This window comes from Kribbella sp. NPDC050281 (genome assembly GCF_040655855.1).
Taxonomy (GTDB): Bacteria; Actinomycetota; Actinomycetes; order Propionibacteriales; family Kribbellaceae; genus Kribbella.
This window is the reverse complement of record NZ_JBFAKS010000071.1, coordinates 1-20181: the sequence shown is the minus strand read 5'-3', so window position 1 is coordinate 20181 and position 20181 is coordinate 1. Positions and strand designations below refer to the sequence as shown.

Here is a 20181-nt window from a genome sequence, read left to right as displayed (position 1 = left end):
GTTACTGGGTCGGGGGGTGGTGCTTGTCGGGGTCGATGACCTCGCCCTGGATGACGTCGCCCTGGGATTGTCTCGGCGGCTGGGCCGGGCCGGCGCCGGGGATGAAGCCGCCCAGGTTCGCAGCGCCGAACTGGGTGGCGACGCGGCGCCCGAGGAACGCGTGCATGCCACGCCGGGCCAGCGGGCGGGTGAAGGGCAGGACGAAGAAGAACCCGAAGATGTCGGTCACGAAGCCCGGCGTCAGCAACAGCGTGCCGCCGACCAGGACGAGGGCCGCGTCGGACAGCTCACGCCCGGGCATCTTGCCGGTCTGCAGTGCGGACTGCAGTGCGTTCCACGCCCGCCGGCCTTCGCGCTTGATGATCCACGCGCCGAGAGCGCTCTCGACGAGCAAAAGTCCGACCGTCGGCCAGCCGCCGATCACCTGGCCGATCTGGATGATCACGAAGATCTCCACGATCGGCACCACCAGCAGCGCCAGCGCTACGAGCCACGGCATGTCCTACCCCTTCCGGCGATTCCCTCCAGTGTTGCGCACCGGGGAAGTTCAGGCTCAGGCCGGAACCTTCTCGCGGCTCCGCGTCGGCGAGGGCGGGGCGTCCGGCCCGTCGTCGCGCCGGCGGCGGCGGGCCACCAGGGCCAGCACGATGCCGACGATGCCCAGGCCGGTCAGGATCCACTGCGGCCAGGCGCCGAGCTTGATCGCCAGCGTCTCCGTGTCCCGGATCGGCACATTCGCTACGTATACGTCGCGGACGAACTGCCCGGACTTGTGCTCGACCTTGCCGTTCGGCTGGATCACGCCGGAGATCCCGCTGGTCGACGCGATCAGCACGGTCCGGCCGGTCTCGATCGCCCGCATCCGGGTGATGGCGAACTGCTGCTCGGGCTGCCCGGTGTCGCCGTACGTCGCGTTGTTCGTCTGCACCACCAGGACCTGGGCACCGCCCTTGACCACGTCCGAGATCACGTTGTCGTAGGCGAGCTCGAAGCAGATCACATCGCCGTACGTGACGCCGCGGATCGGCATCACGCCGGGGACCTTGCCGGGTGCGGTCTGCCGGCCGATCATCTCGAGGCGCTTGATGTACGGCAGCAACTGGTCGCGGAAGGGGATGTACTCACCGAAGGGCACCGGGTGCCGTTTGGCGTAGATCTGGCCGGGTCCGCTGACCGGGTCCCAGACGACGCCGGTGGTCTGCCGCTCGTTCGGACCCGGGCCGTCGAGGACTGCGCCGACGAGGATCGGTACGCCGACGGCCTTGACCGCCTCCTCGATGTCGGCCCTGGTCTCGGAGTCCTGGAACGGGTCGATGTCGGTCGAGTTCTCCGGCCAGATCACCACGTCCGGCTTCGCCTCGGTGCCTTCCTCGACCCGCTTCTGCAGGTCGAGCGTCGCGGCCAGGTGGTTGCGCGTGACGGTCCGGGCGCGGCCGAGGAACTCCAGTCCCTTGCCGGGCACGTTGCCCTGCACCATCGCCGCCGTCACGGTCTTGCCGTTGCCCTCGGTCGACAGGGTGATCAGCGAACTGCCACCGACGATCGCCACACCCGCGACCAGCGCGACGATCCGGAGCCGCACGCTGCTCTTCACCCGCAGTACGGCGTACACGAGGACTCCGAGCAGCGCGACGACGAAGCTCAGGCCCGGGATGCCGACGAATGATGCCAGCCGGCCGACCGGGGAGTCCGAGAGCGCCCACGCGAGCCGTCCCCACGGGAAGCCGCCGAACGGAACGGAAGCGGCCGCGAACTCGGTCGCGACCCACAGGCACGGGATCCACAGCATCCACAGCTTGAGCTTCAGAACCTGCGTCGCGAACAACCCGAAGACCGCATAGAACAGTCCTTCGAGGATGGCCAGCGCGATCGCGGCGTCCCCACCGATGACCGTGAGCCAGGGGACCAGGACCGCGTAGTACGTGATGCCGAAGCCGGCGCCGATCAGGAAGCCGGCCTTGGCCGAGGCGCCGTTCAGCGCGGCCAGGAAGAGCGGTACGGCGACGATCGTCAGCCAAGGATGGTCGTGCGGTTCGAAGGCCAGGCCGAGCAGGGCGCCGGCGCCGACGGCCACCGCAACCCTCGGCAGGACGCGTCCCAGAGCCTTCAAACGGTCCACGCGGTATCCCCTTGTCCTCACGGCCCGGCGGACGCCGGTCGCACGACCGTACAACGTTCCGGACACGCCAATGTATCCGGTCAGTAGCCACCAAGCAGCGATCGCGGAAAGTGAAGGGAGATCAGCAGAGTGCGAGAAGTGAAAAGACCTCAGAAGTCGGAGGGTCGTCGATCACTGTCGGTACAGTCCGGCCCCAGGCACAAGGAAAGAGGCTCGGCGCTCCTTCGGACCAACCGTCGGACCGCTGGATGCGAACCGTCCGGCTGTTGTCTACTGGCCGCCGAGCCTCTTCCACCTCTGCCCCGCGGGGGGCTAACCACCGGCGATCTCTGCCCCCGTCGACTCAAGCCTGGCACTGGCCTGGTCAGCGTCGCGGGATCATCCGGTGGCCGAACTTCGTGTGACCGTTGATAAAACGGGATATGACGACTCCCAAAACGATGCTCGCTGACGGCGACGGTGTCAACCTCTCCAGCGGCTCCTTGAGGCCGTTGTAACACATTCGCCCCGCACTTATTGGAAAAACGAGGAAACCTCAGTCAGGTCACGTTACAGAGCCGTCTCGGCACTCCACGTGATCGTTACCCTGGGCAACTAATCGTCACTCAACCGGTACGACGACGGTTCCCTTTGCGCGCGTGATCACAAGCGGTTCCGGAAGCACCTCGGCCGCCGACTCCGACACGTCCGGCCGGCCGCGGCAGACCACCGACGCACTGAACTCGATCTCACGGCTGCGGTTCCCGACCCGGCTGATCGTGGCCGTCACCTCCACAACGTCACCGGCCCGCAACGGCTGCAGGAACTGCACATCGGAGTACGACGCGAACAGGCCCTCGTCGCCGTCGGCCTGGATGCACACCTCGGTCGCGACGTCGCCGAACAGTCCGAGCACATACGCACCGTCGACGAGGTTGCCGGCGTAGTGTGCATGACTGTAGGGCACATAGCGCCGATGCGTCGCACTCAGGCCGATAGTTGCCTTTGACACCTATGCACTCCTCTTCGCAGGGACTCGCTTCGTCACCAGTGCATCGACCAGGTAGCTGGCCACCTCGCCCGGTGTGGTGCCGCGACCGAAGACCCGGTCCACGCCGAGGTCGCCCGCCATCTGCTCGGTGAAACGGGGGCCGCCGGCAACCAGCACCGGTCGCGCGTCCTCGGCGTACGCCTCCCGGAACGCGGCCGACATCTCCTTGGTGTTCAGCACATGCGCCTCGCGCTGGGTGACCACCTGCGAGACCAGGATCGCGTCCGCCTTCTCTGCCCTGGCCCGCCGGACCAACTCCGGCACGGCGACCTGAGCGCCGAGGTTGACCACCTTCAGCTCGCGGTAGTACTCCAGCCCCTTCTCCCCTGCGAAACCCTTGATGTTCATGATCGCGTCGATCCCGACGGTGTGCGCGTCGGTGCCGATGCAGGCGCCGACCACGGTGAGCCGGCGACGCAGGTTCTTCCGGATCGCAAGGTTCACCTCCTTCGGCGACAGCAGCGGGTAGTCGCGCTCGATCACCTCGACCTTGGACGTGTCGACGAGGTGGTTCACCGGTCCGTACACCACGAAGAAGGTGAAGTCCGGCCCCATCGCCTTGGCATGCACGACGAGCGCCGGATCCATCCCCATCTTGTTCGCGAGTTGTACGGCGGCTCCCTCGGCCCGCTTGTCGTGCGGGACCGGCAGGGTGAACGACAGCTGCACCATGCCGTCCCCGGTGGTGTCGCCGTACGGCCGGATGATGCTCACTGGTCCTCCTCCAACAGCTCGGTCGCCGGGTTGTAGTACTCCGGCGATCTGCGAGCGACGCCTTCGAGGCCGCGGCCGGCGTCCTGGGGGCGCTTCATCAGGCCGAAGGTGCCGTCGCCGATCGCGTTCAGCAGGCCGTCGTCGACGATCTCCTCCAGCAGTTCGACCGACTCCCCCAGCACCTGCCGGGCGCGCTGAGCGATGAAGCCGTCCGGAGCGGGACGGAAGTCCTCGTGAAGGTTGCCTGCGGCCCCCAACACGTAGCGGACGTTCTGCAGCGCCAGGTCCCGGTCCGAGATCCACGGAGTCACCACGGCCTCGGTCATCATCCCGACCAGCAGGATGCCCTGGCCTGTCATCGCGCCGACCAGGTTGAAGAATCCGTCCAGCAGGTACCCACGGAACACGTCACCGGTCATGTGCCGCGTCGGCGGCATCCACTTCAGCGGCGCGTCCGGGAACAATTGCCGGGCCAGCATCGCGTGCGCCAGCTCGAGCCGGAACGAGTCCGGCAGATCCGGGTTGATCTCGAACGCGTGCCCGAGGCCGAGCTGCCAGTCCTGCAGGCCGGCCTCTTTGGCGAAGTACTCGTTCAGCAATTGCGAGACCGTCACCGTGTGCGCGGCCTCGACCGCGTCGGCGGTGGTCAGGTAGTTGTCCTCGCCGGTGTTGATGATGATCCCGGCCCGGGCGTGGATCTGCCGGCTGAAGCGCTGGTCGACGAAGGTCCGGATCGGGTTGATGTCGCGGAACAGGATCCCGTACATGGAGTCGTTCAGCATCATGTCGAGCCGCTGCAGTCCGGCCAGGGTTGCGATCTCCGGCATGCACAATCCGGACGCGTAGTTCGTCAGCCGGATGTAGCGGCCGAGCTCCTTCGACGACTCGTCGAGGGCGGCTCGCATCAGCCGGAAGTTCTCCTGCGTCGCGTAGGTGCCCGCGAAGCCCTCGCGCGTTGCCCCTTCGGGCACGTAGTCGAGCAGCGACTGCCCGGTCGACCGGATCACCGCGATGATGTCAGCGCCGGCGCGAGCCGCCGCCTGCGCCTGCGGGATGTCCTCGTAGATGTCGCCGGTGGCAACGATGAGGTAGATCCACGGCCGCTGCTCGGGGTCACCGTGCCGCTTGATCAGCCGGTCCCGCTCCCGCCGCCGTCCGTCGATCCGTTTCATTCCGGCCGCGGCGGCCTTCCGCGCCGCGGCCCGTGCCCGTACGGCGTCCCGTCCCTCGGGCAACCGGAACGTCACCGAGCCGGAGGCGGCCTTCTGCGCGAGGACGGCCAGGTCCTCTGCCTCGCCCCGCACCAGTGCATCCCACACGGGCAGCGCGAGTCCGTGCTGCAGGCCGACGTCCGCACGCACCGTGTCCGCAAGCCTGTTGACCCACGGGATGCCTTCGGTGTCCGCACCGGTCAGCCCGGCCAAGCGCAGTACAGCTCGCTCGACCGAGACCGTCGTGTGCTGCCGTGCCAGGTTGACGATCGGGCGGCCGGCCTTGCGGGCCAGGTTGCGCGCCTTCCGGACGGTGACCGGATCAAGGTCGAGCTTCTTCTCCGCACGCGTCACACCGACCATTACTGGGACCATCCTTCAGCTTCATAAACCACGCGGCCACCGACGGCGGTCCGCAAGCACGTAGGCGTTCCCTCACTGAGGTCCGGCAGCACGGGCACACCGGCCCGCGGATCCGTGGACCAGGCAGCGACGCGCTCGTCCGGCGTCTGCACGACCAGATCCGCGTCGCTCTGCCAGATCGCGTACGTCGCCGCCGTACCGGGCGCGAGGACACCGGCGTCGTCGATCCCGGCCGCCCGCCAGCCACCGCGAGTGTGGGCCTGGAACGCGGACCGCACGGTCATCCGCTCGGCCTTCTCGTGGTGGAACGCGGCCGCCCGCACGGCGTCCCAGCCACCGAGCTCGGTCACCGGCGAGTCCGAACCGAACGCCAGTACGACGCCCGCCCGCGCCAGCGAACCGAACGGGTTCATCCCCCGCCACCGCTCGCCCACCCGCTCGGCGTACATTCCGTCCGGGCCGCCCCACAACGCGTCGAACATCGGCTGGACGCTGGCGACCACTCCGCACTGCGCGAGGGTCGCGATCGCGGCGTCGTCGACCATCTCGACATGCTCGAGCCGATGCCGCGCGGCGACCAGCGCCTGTACGCCGACCTTCTCGGCGGCCAACTGGAAGCCCCGGACGATGTTGTCGAGCGCCTGGTCGCCGATGCAGTGGAAGCCTGCCTGCACGTTCCGCTCGGTGCACGCGATCACGTGCTCCGCGATCTGCTCCGGCGTCAGGTACGCGTGACCGCGGTGGTCCGCGCGGTCGGCGTACGCCTCCCGCAACGCTGCTGTCCGCGAGCCGAGGGCGCCGTCCGCGTTCAGGTCCCCCGCAAGACCCGCCAGGTCGTACGTCGCGATGTGCTCGAAGACGCCGGGCTCACCCCAGTACAGGGTCGCCGACAGTCCGAGCTGCTCTGCGACCTCGCGTACGAGCGGAAGCTCCCACAGCGGGCCGATGTGCGGGGCGGCCATCTCGTGGAACGCCCCGATCCCCTTCGACGCCATCGCCTTCAGTGCGGCCTCGATGTCCTTGCGCCGCTGGTCCGGCCCGATCAGTTCACTGAGTGCGTCGCGGACCGCGTGATGCGCGTCGCGCTCGACCCGGCCGGTGGCGTCGTACCCGTCGCCTGTTGCCGCGGGCACCAATGCCGACGAGATCACGCCGGAGTGACCGTCGATGCGGGACAGGTACACCCGGCGGCCCGCGGCGGCCCGGTCCAGCTCCTTGGCCGTCGGCGGGCGACCCTCGGGCCACTTCGTCTCGTCCCAGCCGGCCCCGTCGATCACTGCGTCCGGCGGAAGATCCGCGGCGAAGGCGGCGAGGCGGTCAAGGGCTTCGGTGAGCGAGGTGGTGCCGGCGAGGTCCAGCCCGGTCAGCAGCGCGCCGGTCTGCGCGGTGTGGACGTGAGCGTCGACGAAGGACGGCGTGACCAGCTTGCCGTCGAGGTCGACCACCTCGTCGGCGCCGTCGGCGTACGAGCCCGCGCCGGTGTCGTCACCGAGCCAGGTCACCACGCCGTCGTCGAAGGCGATCGCGGTGGCATGCGGGTCGGCGGGTGAGTAGACGGAACCGTTCGTCAGAAGTGTGCGCACGAACTAATCCTCCGCCAGCCTGCTCTCGAACAGACCCCGGACACCCGGTTCGGTCCGTAACAGCTCCAGCGCGTAGTCGGCATGCCCGGGCACGTAGCCGTTGCCGACGAGCATCGTCACGTCCGCGGCCAGGCCCTCCGCACCCAGCGCGGCAGCGGAGAACGACGTCGCCATGGAGAAGAAGATCACCGTGCCGCCAGCCGCCGTCGACAACACGGCGCCGTGCTCACAGCCAGGTACGTCGACGCAGACGACGGTGATGTCCGCCGGTCCCCCGGCCTCCTCGACGGCTGTGGCCAGGGCCACCGGATCCCGCGCGTCGGCCAGCGTGACGGCGTCGGCCAGGCCCGCGGCGGTCAGCCGGTCCCTCTCGGACTCGACGGGCACGATCCCGATAGTGCGCGCCGCGCCGGCCTGCCGGGCGGCGGCCAGCGAGAGCGAGCCACTTTTGCCTGCGCCGCCAATTACTGACACGACAGGCTTTGTGCCTTTGTCGACATACTCGCGGACCACGCGGGCGGTCAGGGCGGGCGCTCCGCAGACGTCCATGACGGCCAACGCCAGCTCGGGTTTCAGGTCGTCGGGCAGCTTCGCGACGATCGACCGGGCGAACAGGATCGCGTGTCCCTGCGCCGGGACCTGCTCGCTCCTGCCGTCCCAGCTCGCAAGCTCGTCGGTGATCTGCAGCGGGGTGAGCGTCAGGGAGACGAGCGTGGCGACCCGGTCGCCCTTGCGTACGCCGAGCGGCGACTCCGGGCCGGCCTCGTCGACGACGCCGACCAGCATTCCGCCGGAGCCGGTGACCGGGTTCTGCATCTTGCCTCGGGCCCCGATGATGTCGAGCACCACGCGGCGGATCGCCGCACCGTCGCCGCCGTGCGCCTCGGCCAACTGGCGGTACGACGCGGCGTCGAGATTCAGCCGCTCGACTGCGATCCGCACCTCGTCGGGCCAGATCTCAGGGCGTGCGTCGAGCTTGTCCGCCGCCTGCGGCAACACGCCGGACGGCGCGAGTACGCGGTGCAGTCCTACCGGGCTCGACGACACGGGGCCTCCTTGAGAGATCAGGCAAAATACTACTGAAACCAGCTCTTGACGAGAATTCTTGCGGCGTACTGTTGTATTGAAGGGAAGTTCTATCGCTATCCTCACATGAGACCGCACTACCCCTGAAGCCCCCCGGAGGACTTGTGACCGACCTGATCAGCCCGGAGCTGGGCGTCCCGGAGCCCGGCGAGCGCGATCTCGCGGGCCAGCCGTACGCGTATCGTCGGGCCGAGCTGGTGGAGCCGGACTGGACCCGGCTGCCCGGCTGGAAGGACGTGACGGCCGAGGAGTGGCGGTCGGTGCAGTGGCAGCGGGCGCACTGTGTGAAGAACGTCAAGCAACTGCGTGACGTGATGGGCGACCTGCTCGAGGAGCGGTTGTACGAGGACCTGACCCGGGACCAGGCCGAGCGCGCCACCATGTCGATGCTGCTGCCGCCGCAGATGCTGAACACGATCGTGCCGACCGGAGCCTCCGACTACACCGAGGCCTTCTACGCCGATCCGGTCCGGCGCTACATGCTGCCGGTGTTCAGTGACCGCCGTACCGACTGGCCGTCGCATCCGCACGCGACCCGGGACTCGCTGCACGAGCATGAGATGTGGGCCACAGAGGGGTTGACCCACCGCTACCCGACCAAGGTCCTTGCGGAGATCCTGCCGACGTGCCCGCAGTACTGCGGTCACTGCACCCGGATGGACCTGGTCGGCAACTCGACCCCGGTCATCGACAAGCTGAAGTTCACCGCGAAGCCGCAGACCCGTCTCGACGACATGCTCGACTACCTGCGGCGTACGCCGGGTGTCCGGGACGTCGTCGTGTCCGGTGGCGACGTGGCGAACATGCCGTGGCCGCGGCTGGAGTCGTTCCTCACCAGCCTCCTCGAGATCGAGAACATCCGCGATATCCGGCTGGCAACCAAGGCCCTGATGGGCATGCCGCAGCACTGGCTGTCGGACGACGTCCGGGCCGGCGTCGAGCGGGTGGCGTCGATCGCGCGGCAGCGCGGCGTCATGATCGCCATGCACACGCACGTGAACGCCGCCCAGTCGGTGACGCCTTTGGTGGCCGAGGCAACGAAGGCGATGTTCGAGGCAGGCCTGCGCGACGTCCGCAACCAGGGCGTGCTGATGCGCGGCGTGAACGACTCGGTGCCGCAGCTGCTCGACCTGTGCTTCGCGCTGCTCGATGGCGCGACCATCACGCCGTACTACTTCTACATGTGCGACATGATCCCGTTCTCCGAGCACTGGCGGGTCTCGGTCCGCGACGCGCAGCACCTGCAGCACGGCATCCTCGGCTACCTCCCCGGCTTCGCCACCCCACGGATCGTCTGCGACGTCCCGTACGTCGGCAAGCGGTGGGTGCACCAGTTGTCGGAGTACGACGAGGTCCGCGGCATCTCGTACTGGAAGAAGAACTACCGCACCGGCATCGAGCACCAGGATCCCGAGGCGCTCAACCGCACCTACGAGTACTACGACCCGATCGACACCCTTCCGGCCGAGGGCCAGGACTGGTGGCGGCAGCACGCCGGCACCTCCCTCGCCGAGGCCGAGAAGAGCGCCGCCGCCTCCCGCGCCGCCGCCGAGTCGCAGAAGCTCTTGCAGATCAACTGACTCCCGATCCCGCCTTCGGTGCCACCAATGCAGGGGGCGGCACCGCGGGCGTTCTGCATCTTCCAGCAATCCGGACCGGCCATGGCCGGGGTTGCACTGCCTGACCGCTAGCATCTGGGGTCGTCAATCGTCCGGCATGTCTGGGGCATGCCGCGATCTCGGGAGTGCGTGTGCGGGTCATCCGCTCAATTCTTGGTGTCCTGATTGCCCTGCTCGGTCTGGTCGTTGCCGCCGCCGGAGGCGCAGCCGCCTTCTGGCTCGTCGGCCCGGACAACACGGTCCACGCCGGTGAGCAGCATCTGACCAGCAAGGGCCTGGCCATCGTCAGTGCTCCGACGATGCTCGACCGACACGGTCCCGTCCTGCACGTGGACGTCCGCTCGACGGCCGGCAAGCCGGTCTTCGTCGGTGTCGCCCGCGGCTTCGACACCACCAGCTACCTCAAGAACATCGCCCACACCGAGCTGGTGCAGGTGGAGTACCCGGCCACGCTCAAGACCGAGGAGGTCAAGGGCACCGCGGGTCCCGTCGCGGCGCCCGGCACTCTCGACTGGTGGGTCGCGAAGGCAACAGGGCCCGGCACTCAGAAGCTGGCCTGGAAGATCGAGGACGGCCCGTACTCCGTGGTGATCATGAGCGCTGACGGGAAGACCGCACCCGACGTACAGGCCGATCTGGGCATCGAGATCCCGAACGCCTTCCTCAGCTGCCTGGCCGTGTTCGTGATCGGTCTGGTGCTGCTTGCCCTGGGCATCTTCATGGTCCTGTTCCGCCGCCGTCGTACGTCCACACCCGCTCCGCCCGTCGCCGCGCAGGGTGAGGTCGAGGCGCCTGCGCCGCGGCAGCCCAGTCAGGTAGGACCCGTCCGCAGGGTCGCGGCCGTCACCGGAGTACTGGCGCTGGTGAGCGGCTGCTCGGCGATCCCCCAGACCAACACCGTCAACGCTCTGACCCGGCCGGCGATCACCAGCGAGACGGCGGCCGCCGTCATCAAGCACTACAACGAGGTCAACAACGCGGCCAACAAGCGCCGCGACGACAGGCTGATCGCGACCGTCGAGGGCGGCAACCTGGTGCGCGAGAGCCAGGCTGGGTACGCGATCGACCGTGCCCTCGACAAGACCGGCAAGGACATCATCAAGCCCTTCACCTACACCAAGCCGGTGGTCGGTGCGCCCGAGTACGGCGGCTACCCGATGCGGTTCGTCGCGACGGCAGGCATCTCCGACACCAAGGACTACCGGCACCTCGGCGTCTGGGAACGCAAGACCGCGGGCAGCCAGTGGCTGCTCACCTTCGCGGCGGCTCCGAAGACGACGGTCAAGCTGCCGGACCTGGCCGGTGTGCGGCCGATCACCGCTGCCGACTCGGCGAAGCTGGTCGCCACGCCACCGGCAGCGGTGAAAGCTCTGACGGAGTACCTGAACGCCGGAGCCAAGTCACCGCGGGCTGCGTCGTTCGCCCCCAACGCCGACATCAGCGCAGTGCTGAAGGACATCGCCGACGACAAGGCGCACGCGGTCAAACAGCCGCAGATCTATCACGCGATCAGCTACACCTTCAGCAGCACCGAAGCCCCGATCGCCTTCCAGACCAAGGCGGGCTCGGCCCTGGTCTTCATGACGCTCACCGAGCACTACGTGCTCCAGGTCGGCAAGGGCTACAACTTCAACTGGGCCTCCGGGGCCTCGATCGCCTTCAGCCCGCCGACGGCGAAGTACTACAACGCCCTCACCAGCGAGAGCACGCACGACGTCGCCGTCCTGATCCCGCCGAAGGGCAAAGGCAAGATGCAGATCTTCTCGCACGAGTCCCAACTCCTCACAGCCGGCGGCTACTAGCTGCACTCGGTCATGAGGTGGGTGCCCGATCCTCAGCTGCTTGGTACGCCGATTAGCGCTGGGAGGTCGGTGAAGGAGGTGATCGTCGGGCCGGTCCAGGACGGGGCGCTGTCGGCGTGCTCGGTGGTCCGGATCGCGTACATGCCGAGCGCAGCAGCCGCTGGGAGTTCGCCGTACCCACCGTCGCCGACGTACATGCACTCGCTGGGCTCGACCTCCAGCGCCTGACAGGCCGTCAGATACATCTTCGGATCCGGCTTCACAGCACCCACCTCGGCCGAGAACGCGGTCACCTCGAAGTAGGGCTCGAGCGGACACGTGGCCCACTCGAGCGGCACCTCCGCAGTCGCATCACTCACCAGCCCGATCCGCCACCCGGCGCTCTTCAATCCCTCCAACGTCCTGACAGTCCCCTCCGGCACCGCACTCAGCAATCGCCGGACATACCCCCGGCGCAAATCCGTTGCCTCCCGCACCTGTTCCTCACCAGGCGCACCCCCACACCGCCCCGCTACCACCCGCAACGTGTTCCCCAGATCGCCGTACGCCCCGGTGAACCGCTCGTACGCCGTCGCATCCAGCTCCCGCCCGAACGCCTCCCCCTCAACCCCCAGCACTCCGGCAACCCCAAGATCCTCCGCCTCACGATCAGCAACCAACGTGCTGAACAGATCTACTAGGAGAGCCCGACGCGTGCCCCGCGGCCTGTCCCCGTGATCCGACCTGACGGGTCTCACGCCGGCCTCGAGTTCGTCTGACCGATCAGCTCCGGAAGCTCCGCGAACGTGGTGACCGTCGGCCCGGACCACGACGGGTCGCTGTCAGAGTGCTCAGTCGTCCGGATCACGTACATACCGAGCTCCGCGGCCGCGCGCAGTTCGTTGTCTCGCCCGTCGCCGACGTAGATGCACTCGCTCGGCTCGACGCCGAGCGCGGCGCAGGCGGTCAGGTAGATCTCTGGCTCCGGCTTGGCGGCACCGACCTCGGCCGAGAACGCCGTGGCCTCGAAGTACGGCTCAAGGGGGCAGCCGGCCCATTGCAGCTGGTTCTCTGCCGTCACGTTACTGACGAGCCCGATCCGCCAACCGGCTGCTGTGAATCCGGCCAAGGTCCTCAGCGTGCCGTCCGGCACCGCCGTCAGCAGCTTCCGGGACAACGCCTGCCGAAGATTCGTTGCCTCCAACACCTGACTGTCCGTCGGCGCGACCCCACACCTGGCTGCGATCACCCGAAGCGTGCTGGGCAGATCGCCGTACGCGCCGGTGAACCGTTCGTACGCCGTCGCATCGAACTCGCGAGCGAACGCACCGGCCTCGGCCCCCAGCACCCCGGCGATCTCCCGATGCACCAGCCCTCGCTCATCGTCCCCACCAGATACCAGAGTGCTGAACAGATCCAGCAAGAGAATGCGCTGCACGCCTGCACCCTACGACAGCGCTCCCACGATCTACTGCCCGGAAGCCGCGCTGCACTTGTGCTGTGGGCCGAGTGTGCGCAGCAGGTCCAGGGTGTCGGCGTGGCCCGGTGGCGGGGTGAAGACTCGTAGTCGCTGGTCTGCCGCGGGTGTCGCGAGTACCTCGCAGTCGAACTCGATCATGCCGAGGTCCGGATGGTTCAGCCGGTACGGATGTGATCTGCGTACGGCGACCTCGTGCCGGTCCCAGAGTGCCGCGAACTCGGGGCTGGCGGCGCGGAGTCGCGTGACAAGGGTGCGGGAGGCTTCGTCGTTCCCGCGGCGGGCTGCGGCGGCGCGCAGATCCGCGACCAAATGCCGAGCCTGCTCCTCGCGCTCCTCGGCCGCAAAGTGATTTCGCACGTCGGGCTCGGTGAACCAGCGCAGCACGATGTTGCGGTCCTCGTGGGCCACGTCGCACACGCACCCGAACAAGGCCAGCGCCATGTTGTTCTGCGCCAGCACGTCGCCGAGGTCGCTCAAGACCTGGACCGGAACGCTGTCCAGCCGGTCGAGGATGTAGAGCATGCTCGGCGCGAGGTACTCCCCGGCCCGTGCTCCCTCCGGCGGCTGCTGCCCAGCGAGCAGGTACAGGTGGTCCCGCTCATCGGCTGTCAGCCGCAGCGCGCGGGCCAGCGCCGCCAGCATCTGAACCGAGGGCTGTGGGCTCCTGCCCTGCTCGAGCCGCATGAGGTAGTCGGCCGACATGCCCGCCAACTGCGAGACCTCCTCGCGGCGGAGTCCCGGCGTACGACGCCTCGGTCCCTCGACCAGCCCCACGTCGCGCGGAGACAGCCGCTCCCGGGACCGGCGCAGGAAATCGGCGAGGTCGTCGCGGTGCATCCCCATAGCGACAGTGATACCACCGTTCGCCCAACACATCCTCGGACCGCTGATCCTAGGCAAACCGCTCCTCTCCCGAGTCGCCGACGGCGGATGCATAGTCGACGCCTGTCCGGTCCGAACGAGGAAGGCTGTTTCATGAAGGAATCCGTACTGGAAGTCCCCGGCGCCCGACTGCACCACTTCGTCCGTGGTTCAGGCCCCCTGCTCGTCCTCATCTCCGGAGGTCATGGGGACGCCGGCGCGACCGAAGCGCTCGCAACCCACCTGGCCGACAGGTACACCGTCCTCACCTACGCCCGCCGAGGCCTGTCCGGCAGCGCCACGGACACCCCCGCGCTGACGCTGGCGACCCACGCCGACGACCTCTCCCTCCTGCTCGCCACCGTCACCACAGAACCGGCGTACGTCTATGGCAGCAGCTTCGGCGGCCTGATCGCGCTGGAACTCACCACCAGGCACCCCGATCAGGTCGGCGTGGTCGTCGCCCATGAAGCCCCCGTCACCCAACTGCTACCGGCCGCGGAGCGCGCCGCCGCCATCCAGGACTTCCTCACAGTCGAGGAACTCTTCACAACGAAAGGCATCGCTCCTGCGCTCCGCTGGTTCGCGCAGTTCCTCGACATCGACCCGAAGGACCGCGAACCCGACAACCCTCAGCGCACCCCCGGCCCCGAACACTTCTCGAACGCAGCGGTCCTCATGACCCACGACACCCCAGCCATTCGCACCTACACCGTCAATCTCACCGACCTCAAGAACTCGCCCGCCCGCGTGGTCCCCGCAGCCGGCCAGGACTCGACCCACATCTGGCCGAACAAGTGCGCCAGACTCCTCGCCGAGCACCTCGGAGTCCCCTGCGAACCGTTCCCGGGCGCGCACAACGCCTACACCTTCCACCCCCGAGCCACCGCGGAGCGACTCCACCAGGTCCTCACCCAGCAGGCGGCGGAGGTGGGTCAGAGAGCCGGGGGGCGGCGTTCGTAGGGGGTGCTGAGGACGATGGTGGTTGTGGTGGAGACATTGGCTCGGCCCCGGATGGTGGCCAGGAGGTTTTCGAGGGCGACCGGGGAGGCGACCCGGACGACGAGGATGTAGCTGGAGTCGCCTGCGACGGAGTAGCAGGACTCGATCTCGGGGACGTCGCGGAGACGCTCTGGTGAGTCGTCCGGCTGGGACGGGTCGATCGGGCGGATCGAGATCAGCGCGGTCAGCGGAAGGTCGAGCGCCGTGTGATCGACAGTGGCGGCGTACCCCTGGATGATGCCGCGTTGCTCGAGCCGCTTGACCCGCTGGTGCACCGCCGACGTGGACAGGCCGGTCGCCTTGCCGAGGTCGGTGAAGCTCATCCTGCCGTCACTGGCAAGCAGCCCGACGATCTTGCGGTCCAGGTCCTCCATCCTGGAGACCCTACTGCCGCGGCACCCCGGCATGAAAGCATCGCCCCATGGCTGAGACGACCCAGCGGCTGATGCTGCTCGATACCGCGTCGCTGTACTTTCGCGCCTTCTTCGGCGTCCCGGACACGATGAAGGCTGCCGACGGTACGCCGACCAACGCGGTCCGTGGGCTGCTCGACTTCATCGCGCGGCTGGCCGAGAACCACCGGCCGACCCACCTGGTGGCGTGCTGGGACGACAACTGGCGACCGTCCTGGCGCGTCGCGCTGATCCCGTCGTACAAGGCGCAGCGGGTCGAGTTCGTGACGCCGAAGGGCGAGCAGGTCGAGGACGTGCCGGACCGGCTCGAGGTCCAGGTGCCGTACATCCGCGCCTGCCTGGAGGCTCTCGGCATCGCCATCGTCGGGGCGGCCGACCACGAGGCCGACGACGTGATCGGTACGCTCTCGCACCAGGCGACGATGCCGGTCGACGTCGTCACCGGCGACCGCGACCTGTTCCAGTTGATCGACGACAGCCGCGGTATCCGGATCGTCTACACCGCCGCGCGCGGAGTCGGCCGGGCCGACGTGTACGACGAGAAGGCGCTGCTCGCCAAGTACGACGTCCCCGCGAACCGGTACGCCGACTTCGCGACGCTCCGCGGTGACGCCTCCGACGGTCTGCCCGGCGTCAAGGGCATCGGTGAGAAGACAGCAGCCTCCCTGGTCACGGCGTACGGCGACCTGGACGCGATCCGGGCCGCGGCCGCGGATCCGAGTACGCCGATGTCGCCGTCGGTGAAGCGCAAGATCCTCGAGGCGAGCGACTACCTCGACGTCGCGCCGAAGGTGGTCGCGGTGGCCAAGGACGCGCCGGTCGGCACGTTCGACGCAACCATCCCGAGCGAGGTCAAGGACCCAGAACGATGGCTCGACCTGGTCGAACTGCTCGAGCTGGGTGGCAGCGCCCAGCGGGTCATGAACGCACTGAACCTGGGACCGAAGGCATGACGAGGACTGTCGAGCTGGCGGAGCAGTTCCGCGACGAGATCGTCGCCCTCCGCCGGGCGCTGCACCAGGTGCCGGAGTACGACCTCGAGCTGCCGAAGACCCAGCAACTCATCCTCGACGCGCTCGCCGGCCTGCCGCTGGAGATCACGCTCGGCAAGGAGCTGTCCTCGGTGACCGCCGTACTGCGCGGCGGAGGCGGCCCCGGCCCGGTGGTCCTGCTTCGCGGCGACATGGACGCGCTGCCGGTGACCGAGCGGGTCGACATCCCGTACGTGTCCCAGCATCCCGGGATGATGCATGCCTGCGGCCACGATCTCCACGTCGCCGGGTTGGTCGGCGCCGCGAAGATCCTGTCGGCGATGCAGGCCGAGCTCGCCGGCGACGTAGTGTTCATGTTCCAGCCGGGCGAGGAGACCACTGGCGGGGCGCCGATCATGATCCGCGAGGGCGTGCTCGAGGCGGCCGGCCGGCGTGCGGACGCGGCGTACGGACTGCATGTCGGGTCCGCGGGACAGCCGCGCGGGATGTGGAGCAGCCGTCCGGGCTCGTTCATGGCGGCGGCCGACCAACTGAGCGTTCGCGTCGTAGGTGCGGGAACGCACGGGTCGACGCCGTACCGCGGCAAGGACCCGATCCCGGTGCTCTGCGAGATCGTGACCGCTCTGCAGACGATGATCACGCGGCAGTTCGATGTGTTCGACCCGGTCGTGCTCACGGTCGGACGGATCGCGGGCGGCACGAAGGAGAACATCATCCCGGACGACGCGTTCTTCGACGCGACCGTCCGGACGTTCTCCGAGGAAGCCCGGGCGAAGGTGCAGCAGGCCTCGATCCAGCTGGTCGAGGCGATGGCCAGCGCGCACGGGCTGGTCGCCAAGGCCGAGTACCGGATCGGCTACCCGGTGACAGTCAACAACGTCGAGGAGTATCAGTTCGCCCGCGACGTCATCGTCGACGTCTTCGGCCCCGACCGCTTCCGCGAACGCGCCAACCCCCGCTGTGGCGCCGAGGACATGTCCTACGTCCTCAACGAGGTCCCCGGCGTCTACCTCAACCTCAGCGCCTGCCGGTCCGCCGACCCCGACGCGGCCGCCGACAACCACTCGCCCCTGGCCGACTTCGACGACTCCGTCCTCCCCGACGGAGCCGCCCTCCTGGCCGAACTCGCCGTACGCCGCCTCGCCCGATGATCAACCCGACGAGGAACTTCGTGGAGGTGCCCGACGGCTACCTCTACTACGAGCAGCACGGCCAAGGCCAGGATGTCGTGCTCCTGAACGGCGGTCTGGCCGACGTTCGGATGTGGGACTCGACGGTGGCGTGGCTGTCGGAGACGGCGCGAGTCACGACCTGGGACTACCGGGACAACGGGCTCTCGTCACCGTCGTACGCGGCGTACAGCGAGATCGACGACCTGGCAGCGGTCCTGGATGCGGCGGGCGTGGAGCGTGCGGTGCTGATCGGCTCCTCCGATGGAGCCCGGCGGGCGTTGGGGTTCGCGCACCGGTATCCCGACCGAGTCCGCCGGGTGTGCGCGGTGGCCGGATCGTTCGGGGAGTTCCCGGACGCAAGCCCGGCGGAGGCCGCGGCTCGCGTGGTGATGCGGGCACACTTCACCCGTCTCGAGGAGATCCTGGCCGCTGACGGCATCCCGGCTGCCGCGGCGTACGACGTCGGCGGCTGGTGCCCGATGGTCAACGACGCCGACCGCCGCCTGCTGATCGGCCTCGCGATCGCCAACTCCCGCGTGCTGACGATGCCCGTCCATCACGGCGAGGAGCTCGATCCCCCGATCAAGACCCGGTTCGCCGAGCTCAAGCCGCCGTTGTCCGTACTCGTCGGCGGCCGCGACTTCCAAGGCACCCAACTCTGGGCCCGACGCCTGGCCGACGAGGCCCCGAACGCCGAGCTCGAGGTGGTGCAGGGCGCGGATCACATGCCGATGTTCTCCGCGCCCGGCGAGTTCCGGGAGTTCCTCACGCGTTCCCTGTCCGGCTGACGAGTTCGCCCGGACCGACTCGGTCGCGGCGCAACGCGAGTGCGGTGAGCCCGATCCCGAGCACGGTGGTGATGGCGGCGGCCAGGTAGATCGCGGGGAGCCCGGGGCCGGCGATGATTCGGCCGCCGAGCCATCCGGCACATGCTGCCGCGAGTTGGTACGCCGAAGCGTTGACGGCGATCGCCAACGTCGGGGCAGCCGCGGCCGTGCTCAGGACGCGGCTCTGCATGCCGGGGATCACGGAGAAGCCGACGGCCCCGGCAGCGAACACCAGCAAGCCGGTGACCACTGGCGTCGGACTGACCCGCAGCGCGATGAGCAGGACGACGAGCACACTCAAGGCGCTGAGCTGGGAAGGCAACAACGCCCGGTCCGCCAGCCGGCCGCCGAGCAGGTTGCCGATCGTTGCTCCGACACCGTAGATCAGCAGCATCGGAGCGACCGTGCCCGCGGCGAACGAACCAGGTCCGGTCAGCAACGGCGCGAGATACGTGAACACCATCAGCAGACCGATGTTCGCGACCGCGGTGGTGGTGATCGCGAGCAGCACGTCGCGATCGCGGAAGACGGCGAACTCCCCCAGCGCCCGGTTCCGCGTGCCGGCCTGGTCGCCTGGCACGAAGCGGGCGACCAGGAGTAGCCCGACGGCGCAGCACGCGGTGATCGCACCGAACGTCGCGCGCCAGCCGAACGCCTCGCCGATCCAGGTGCCGAGTGGCGCGCCGAGAATCATGGCCAGATTCATGCCGAAGACAAGCTTCGCGACGGTCGCCCCCTGCTTGCCCGCCGGCGCGGACGAAATCACGATGACGATCGCGTTCGCGAAGAACGTCGACGTCACCAGCGCGGTCACGATCCGGGCCGCGAACAGGACCTCGTACCCGGGCGCCAGAGCCGACAGCAGGTTGCCGGCCACGGCGACGGCCAGCAGAGCCAGCACCAGTCGCTTGCGTGGACGGCCGGCGGTGATTGCTGTCAGCAACGGTCCGCCGATGATCATGCCGATCGCGTACGCCGTCACCAGCAGGCCGGCCGCGGGGATCGAGACCTCCAGATCGCCCGCGACCGCGGGCAGGATCCCAGCGAGCACGAACTCGCCGGTGGTGACGCCGAAGACGCAGACCATCAACGCCAGCAGTGTGCCTCTCATGATCTCCTCACGAATACATTGGGGTTTATCCGTGAGAAACCGTAGGCTGTTCTCACGGATACTGACAAGCTGTACCATGAGATCCATGAGTGAGCCGTCGATTGCGGAGCTGGCACCAACCGCCCCGCTGCCGCCTGCCCCCGGCGCCGAGGACTACCTGGCCATCGACTTCGTCAACACCGCGATCGCGCTGCCCGGCGGTCAGTACGTCGACCTCCTCGGTACGCCGGAGGCGGTGAACCAGTGGCTCACCGGCCACGCACTCGCGGCCGACGACGCCGGCGTTCAGGAGATGTGCGCGACGCAGCTACGCGCCCTGCGCGAACATGTGCGCGCGCTGTTCGCGGCCCGGGTCGAAGGGCTGCCCGCGCTGCCGTCGGCCCTCTCCGCCGTCAACGACGCCCTGACCCGCGTCCCGACAGCGTCACTGCTGCTCTGGGACGAGCAGAACGGTCCCTACCGCGCCGCGATCTGTCCCCCGAACGAGACCCTCGACCGCGCCCTGGCCACCATCGCCGCCAGCGCCGCCGACCTCCTCACCAGCGCCGACGCTGACACCCTCGCCGCCTGTGACTCCCCACCTTGCAACCGCTACCTGCTCCGCCACGGCCGCCGCCACTGGTGCTCAACCCGCTGCGGCGACCGAGTCCGCGCGGCCCGCGCCTACGCTCGACGCACCCAGCCCCACTCAGCCTGAGAGTCTCGGCTCCCCAATAGCTGTGCCCGACCGAGAACCCGACCGGCGACCATCGGCTGGTGTTCGAGCTGCCGCCGTCGTGGAGTGGTCCGACGGTACTGCGCTTCGACGGCGTCGACT

At 68.5% G+C, this 20181-nt stretch carries 19 protein-coding genes; 7 read left to right on the top strand and 12 right to left on the bottom strand.

From position 1 onward, the window contains the following. Window position 1: 1 nt before the first annotated feature. From AB0I34_RS42580 to AB0I34_RS42550, 7 genes are all read right to left on the bottom strand, one after another. Entirely contained in the window at window positions 2–499 is a 498-nt protein-coding gene (locus AB0I34_RS42580) for an FxsA family protein (protein WP_360457898.1), read from the bottom strand. A 54-nt stretch (window positions 500–553) separates the two neighbouring features. Next, window positions 554–2119: an apolipoprotein N-acyltransferase gene (lnt, locus tag AB0I34_RS42575; protein ID WP_360457895.1), complete on the bottom strand. Its 1566-nt coding sequence runs from the start codon at window positions 2117–2119 to the stop codon at window positions 554–556. Window positions 2120–2720: 601 nt separating this feature from the next. Further along, entirely contained in the window at window positions 2721–3110 is a 390-nt protein-coding gene (locus AB0I34_RS42570; RefSeq protein ID WP_360457892.1) for a hotdog domain-containing protein, read from the bottom strand. Then, window positions 3111–3863, bottom strand: a complete 753-nt coding sequence (locus AB0I34_RS42565; protein WP_360457889.1) for an OAM dimerization domain-containing protein — start codon at window positions 3861–3863, stop codon at window positions 3111–3113. It lies immediately after the preceding gene. Beyond that, a complete protein-coding gene (locus AB0I34_RS42560) occupies window positions 3860–5437 on the bottom strand; it encodes a lysine 5,6-aminomutase subunit alpha (RefSeq protein WP_360457886.1) in 1578 nt (525 codons plus the stop codon). Before AB0I34_RS42560 ends, AB0I34_RS42565 begins: the two co-directional genes overlap by 4 nt. Beyond that, window positions 5437–7020: an amidohydrolase gene (locus AB0I34_RS42555; RefSeq protein WP_360457883.1), complete on the bottom strand. Its 1584-nt coding sequence runs from the start codon at window positions 7018–7020 to the stop codon at window positions 5437–5439. The genes AB0I34_RS42560 and AB0I34_RS42555 overlap by 1 nt, the downstream gene beginning before the upstream one ends. Window positions 7021–7023: 3 nt before the next feature. After that, a complete protein-coding gene (locus tag AB0I34_RS42550; protein WP_360457880.1) occupies window positions 7024–8067 on the bottom strand; it encodes an L-erythro-3,5-diaminohexanoate dehydrogenase in 1044 nt (347 codons plus the stop codon). Window positions 8068–8210: 143 nt separating this feature from the next. Here AB0I34_RS42550 and AB0I34_RS42545 point away from each other — a divergent pair, with 143 nt between their 5' ends. Next, complete coding sequence (locus AB0I34_RS42545; RefSeq protein ID WP_360457877.1) at window positions 8211–9686, top strand: lysine 2,3-aminomutase; 1476 nt, start codon at window positions 8211–8213, stop codon at window positions 9684–9686. Between the two features lie 170 nt (window positions 9687–9856). Beyond that, entirely contained in the window at window positions 9857–11527 is a 1671-nt protein-coding gene (locus AB0I34_RS42540; protein ID WP_360457874.1) for a hypothetical protein, read from the top strand. Window positions 11528–11559: 32 nt separating this feature from the next. On the opposite strand, the gene AB0I34_RS42535 is transcribed toward AB0I34_RS42540, so the two are convergent. Genes AB0I34_RS42535 through AB0I34_RS42525 form a run of 3 tightly spaced genes read right to left on the bottom strand, consistent with a single transcriptional unit; the run spans window position 11560 to window position 13829 of the window. Then, the gene (locus tag AB0I34_RS42535) at window positions 11560–12264 is read right to left on the bottom strand and encodes an HAD family hydrolase (RefSeq protein WP_360457871.1); all 705 of its coding nucleotides are present in this window, start codon (window positions 12262–12264) and stop codon (window positions 11560–11562) included. After that, window positions 12261–12944, bottom strand: a complete 684-nt coding sequence (locus AB0I34_RS42530; RefSeq protein WP_360457868.1) for an HAD family hydrolase — start codon at window positions 12942–12944, stop codon at window positions 12261–12263. The genes AB0I34_RS42535 and AB0I34_RS42530 overlap by 4 nt, the downstream gene beginning before the upstream one ends. A 30-nt stretch (window positions 12945–12974) precedes the next feature. After that, complete coding sequence (locus tag AB0I34_RS42525; protein ID WP_360457865.1) at window positions 12975–13829, bottom strand: helix-turn-helix transcriptional regulator; 855 nt, start codon at window positions 13827–13829, stop codon at window positions 12975–12977. A 132-nt stretch (window positions 13830–13961) separates the two neighbouring features. Here AB0I34_RS42525 and AB0I34_RS42520 point away from each other — a divergent pair, with 132 nt between their 5' ends. After that, the gene (locus tag AB0I34_RS42520; protein ID WP_360457862.1) at window positions 13962–14810 is read left to right on the top strand and encodes an alpha/beta hydrolase; all 849 of its coding nucleotides are present in this window, start codon (window positions 13962–13964) and stop codon (window positions 14808–14810) included. On the opposite strand, the gene AB0I34_RS42515 is transcribed toward AB0I34_RS42520, so the two are convergent. After that, window positions 14783–15223: an Lrp/AsnC family transcriptional regulator gene (locus AB0I34_RS42515; RefSeq protein WP_360457859.1), complete on the bottom strand. Its 441-nt coding sequence runs from the start codon at window positions 15221–15223 to the stop codon at window positions 14783–14785. The two genes, AB0I34_RS42520 and AB0I34_RS42515, sit on opposite strands and share 28 nt — an antisense overlap. Before the next feature lie 71 nt (window positions 15224–15294). On the opposite strand from AB0I34_RS42515, the gene AB0I34_RS42510 reads away from it, so the two are divergent. From AB0I34_RS42510 to AB0I34_RS42500, 3 genes are read left to right on the top strand one after another with little or no spacing between them, the layout of a single operon-like run. Further along, window positions 15295–16215 (top strand): 5'-3' exonuclease H3TH domain-containing protein, encoded by a 921-nt coding sequence (locus tag AB0I34_RS42510; RefSeq protein WP_360457920.1) that lies wholly within the window; start codon window positions 15295–15297, stop codon window positions 16213–16215. Next, window positions 16212–17405 (top strand): M20 family metallopeptidase, encoded by a 1194-nt coding sequence (locus AB0I34_RS42505; RefSeq protein ID WP_360457856.1) that lies wholly within the window; start codon window positions 16212–16214, stop codon window positions 17403–17405. The genes AB0I34_RS42510 and AB0I34_RS42505 overlap by 4 nt, the downstream gene beginning before the upstream one ends. Continuing rightward, window positions 17402–18214: an alpha/beta hydrolase gene (locus AB0I34_RS42500; protein WP_360457853.1), complete on the top strand. Its 813-nt coding sequence runs from the start codon at window positions 17402–17404 to the stop codon at window positions 18212–18214. Before AB0I34_RS42505 ends, AB0I34_RS42500 begins: the two co-directional genes overlap by 4 nt. Here AB0I34_RS42500 and AB0I34_RS42495 read toward each other — a convergent pair. Then, complete coding sequence (locus AB0I34_RS42495; RefSeq protein WP_360457850.1) at window positions 18192–19364, bottom strand: MFS transporter; 1173 nt, start codon at window positions 19362–19364, stop codon at window positions 18192–18194. The two genes, AB0I34_RS42500 and AB0I34_RS42495, sit on opposite strands and share 23 nt — an antisense overlap. Before the next feature lie 85 nt (window positions 19365–19449). Here AB0I34_RS42495 and AB0I34_RS42490 point away from each other — a divergent pair, with 85 nt between their 5' ends. Beyond that, window positions 19450–20061 (top strand): ABATE domain-containing protein, encoded by a 612-nt coding sequence (locus AB0I34_RS42490; protein WP_360457847.1) that lies wholly within the window; start codon window positions 19450–19452, stop codon window positions 20059–20061. Window positions 20062–20181: the final 120 nt, after the last annotated feature.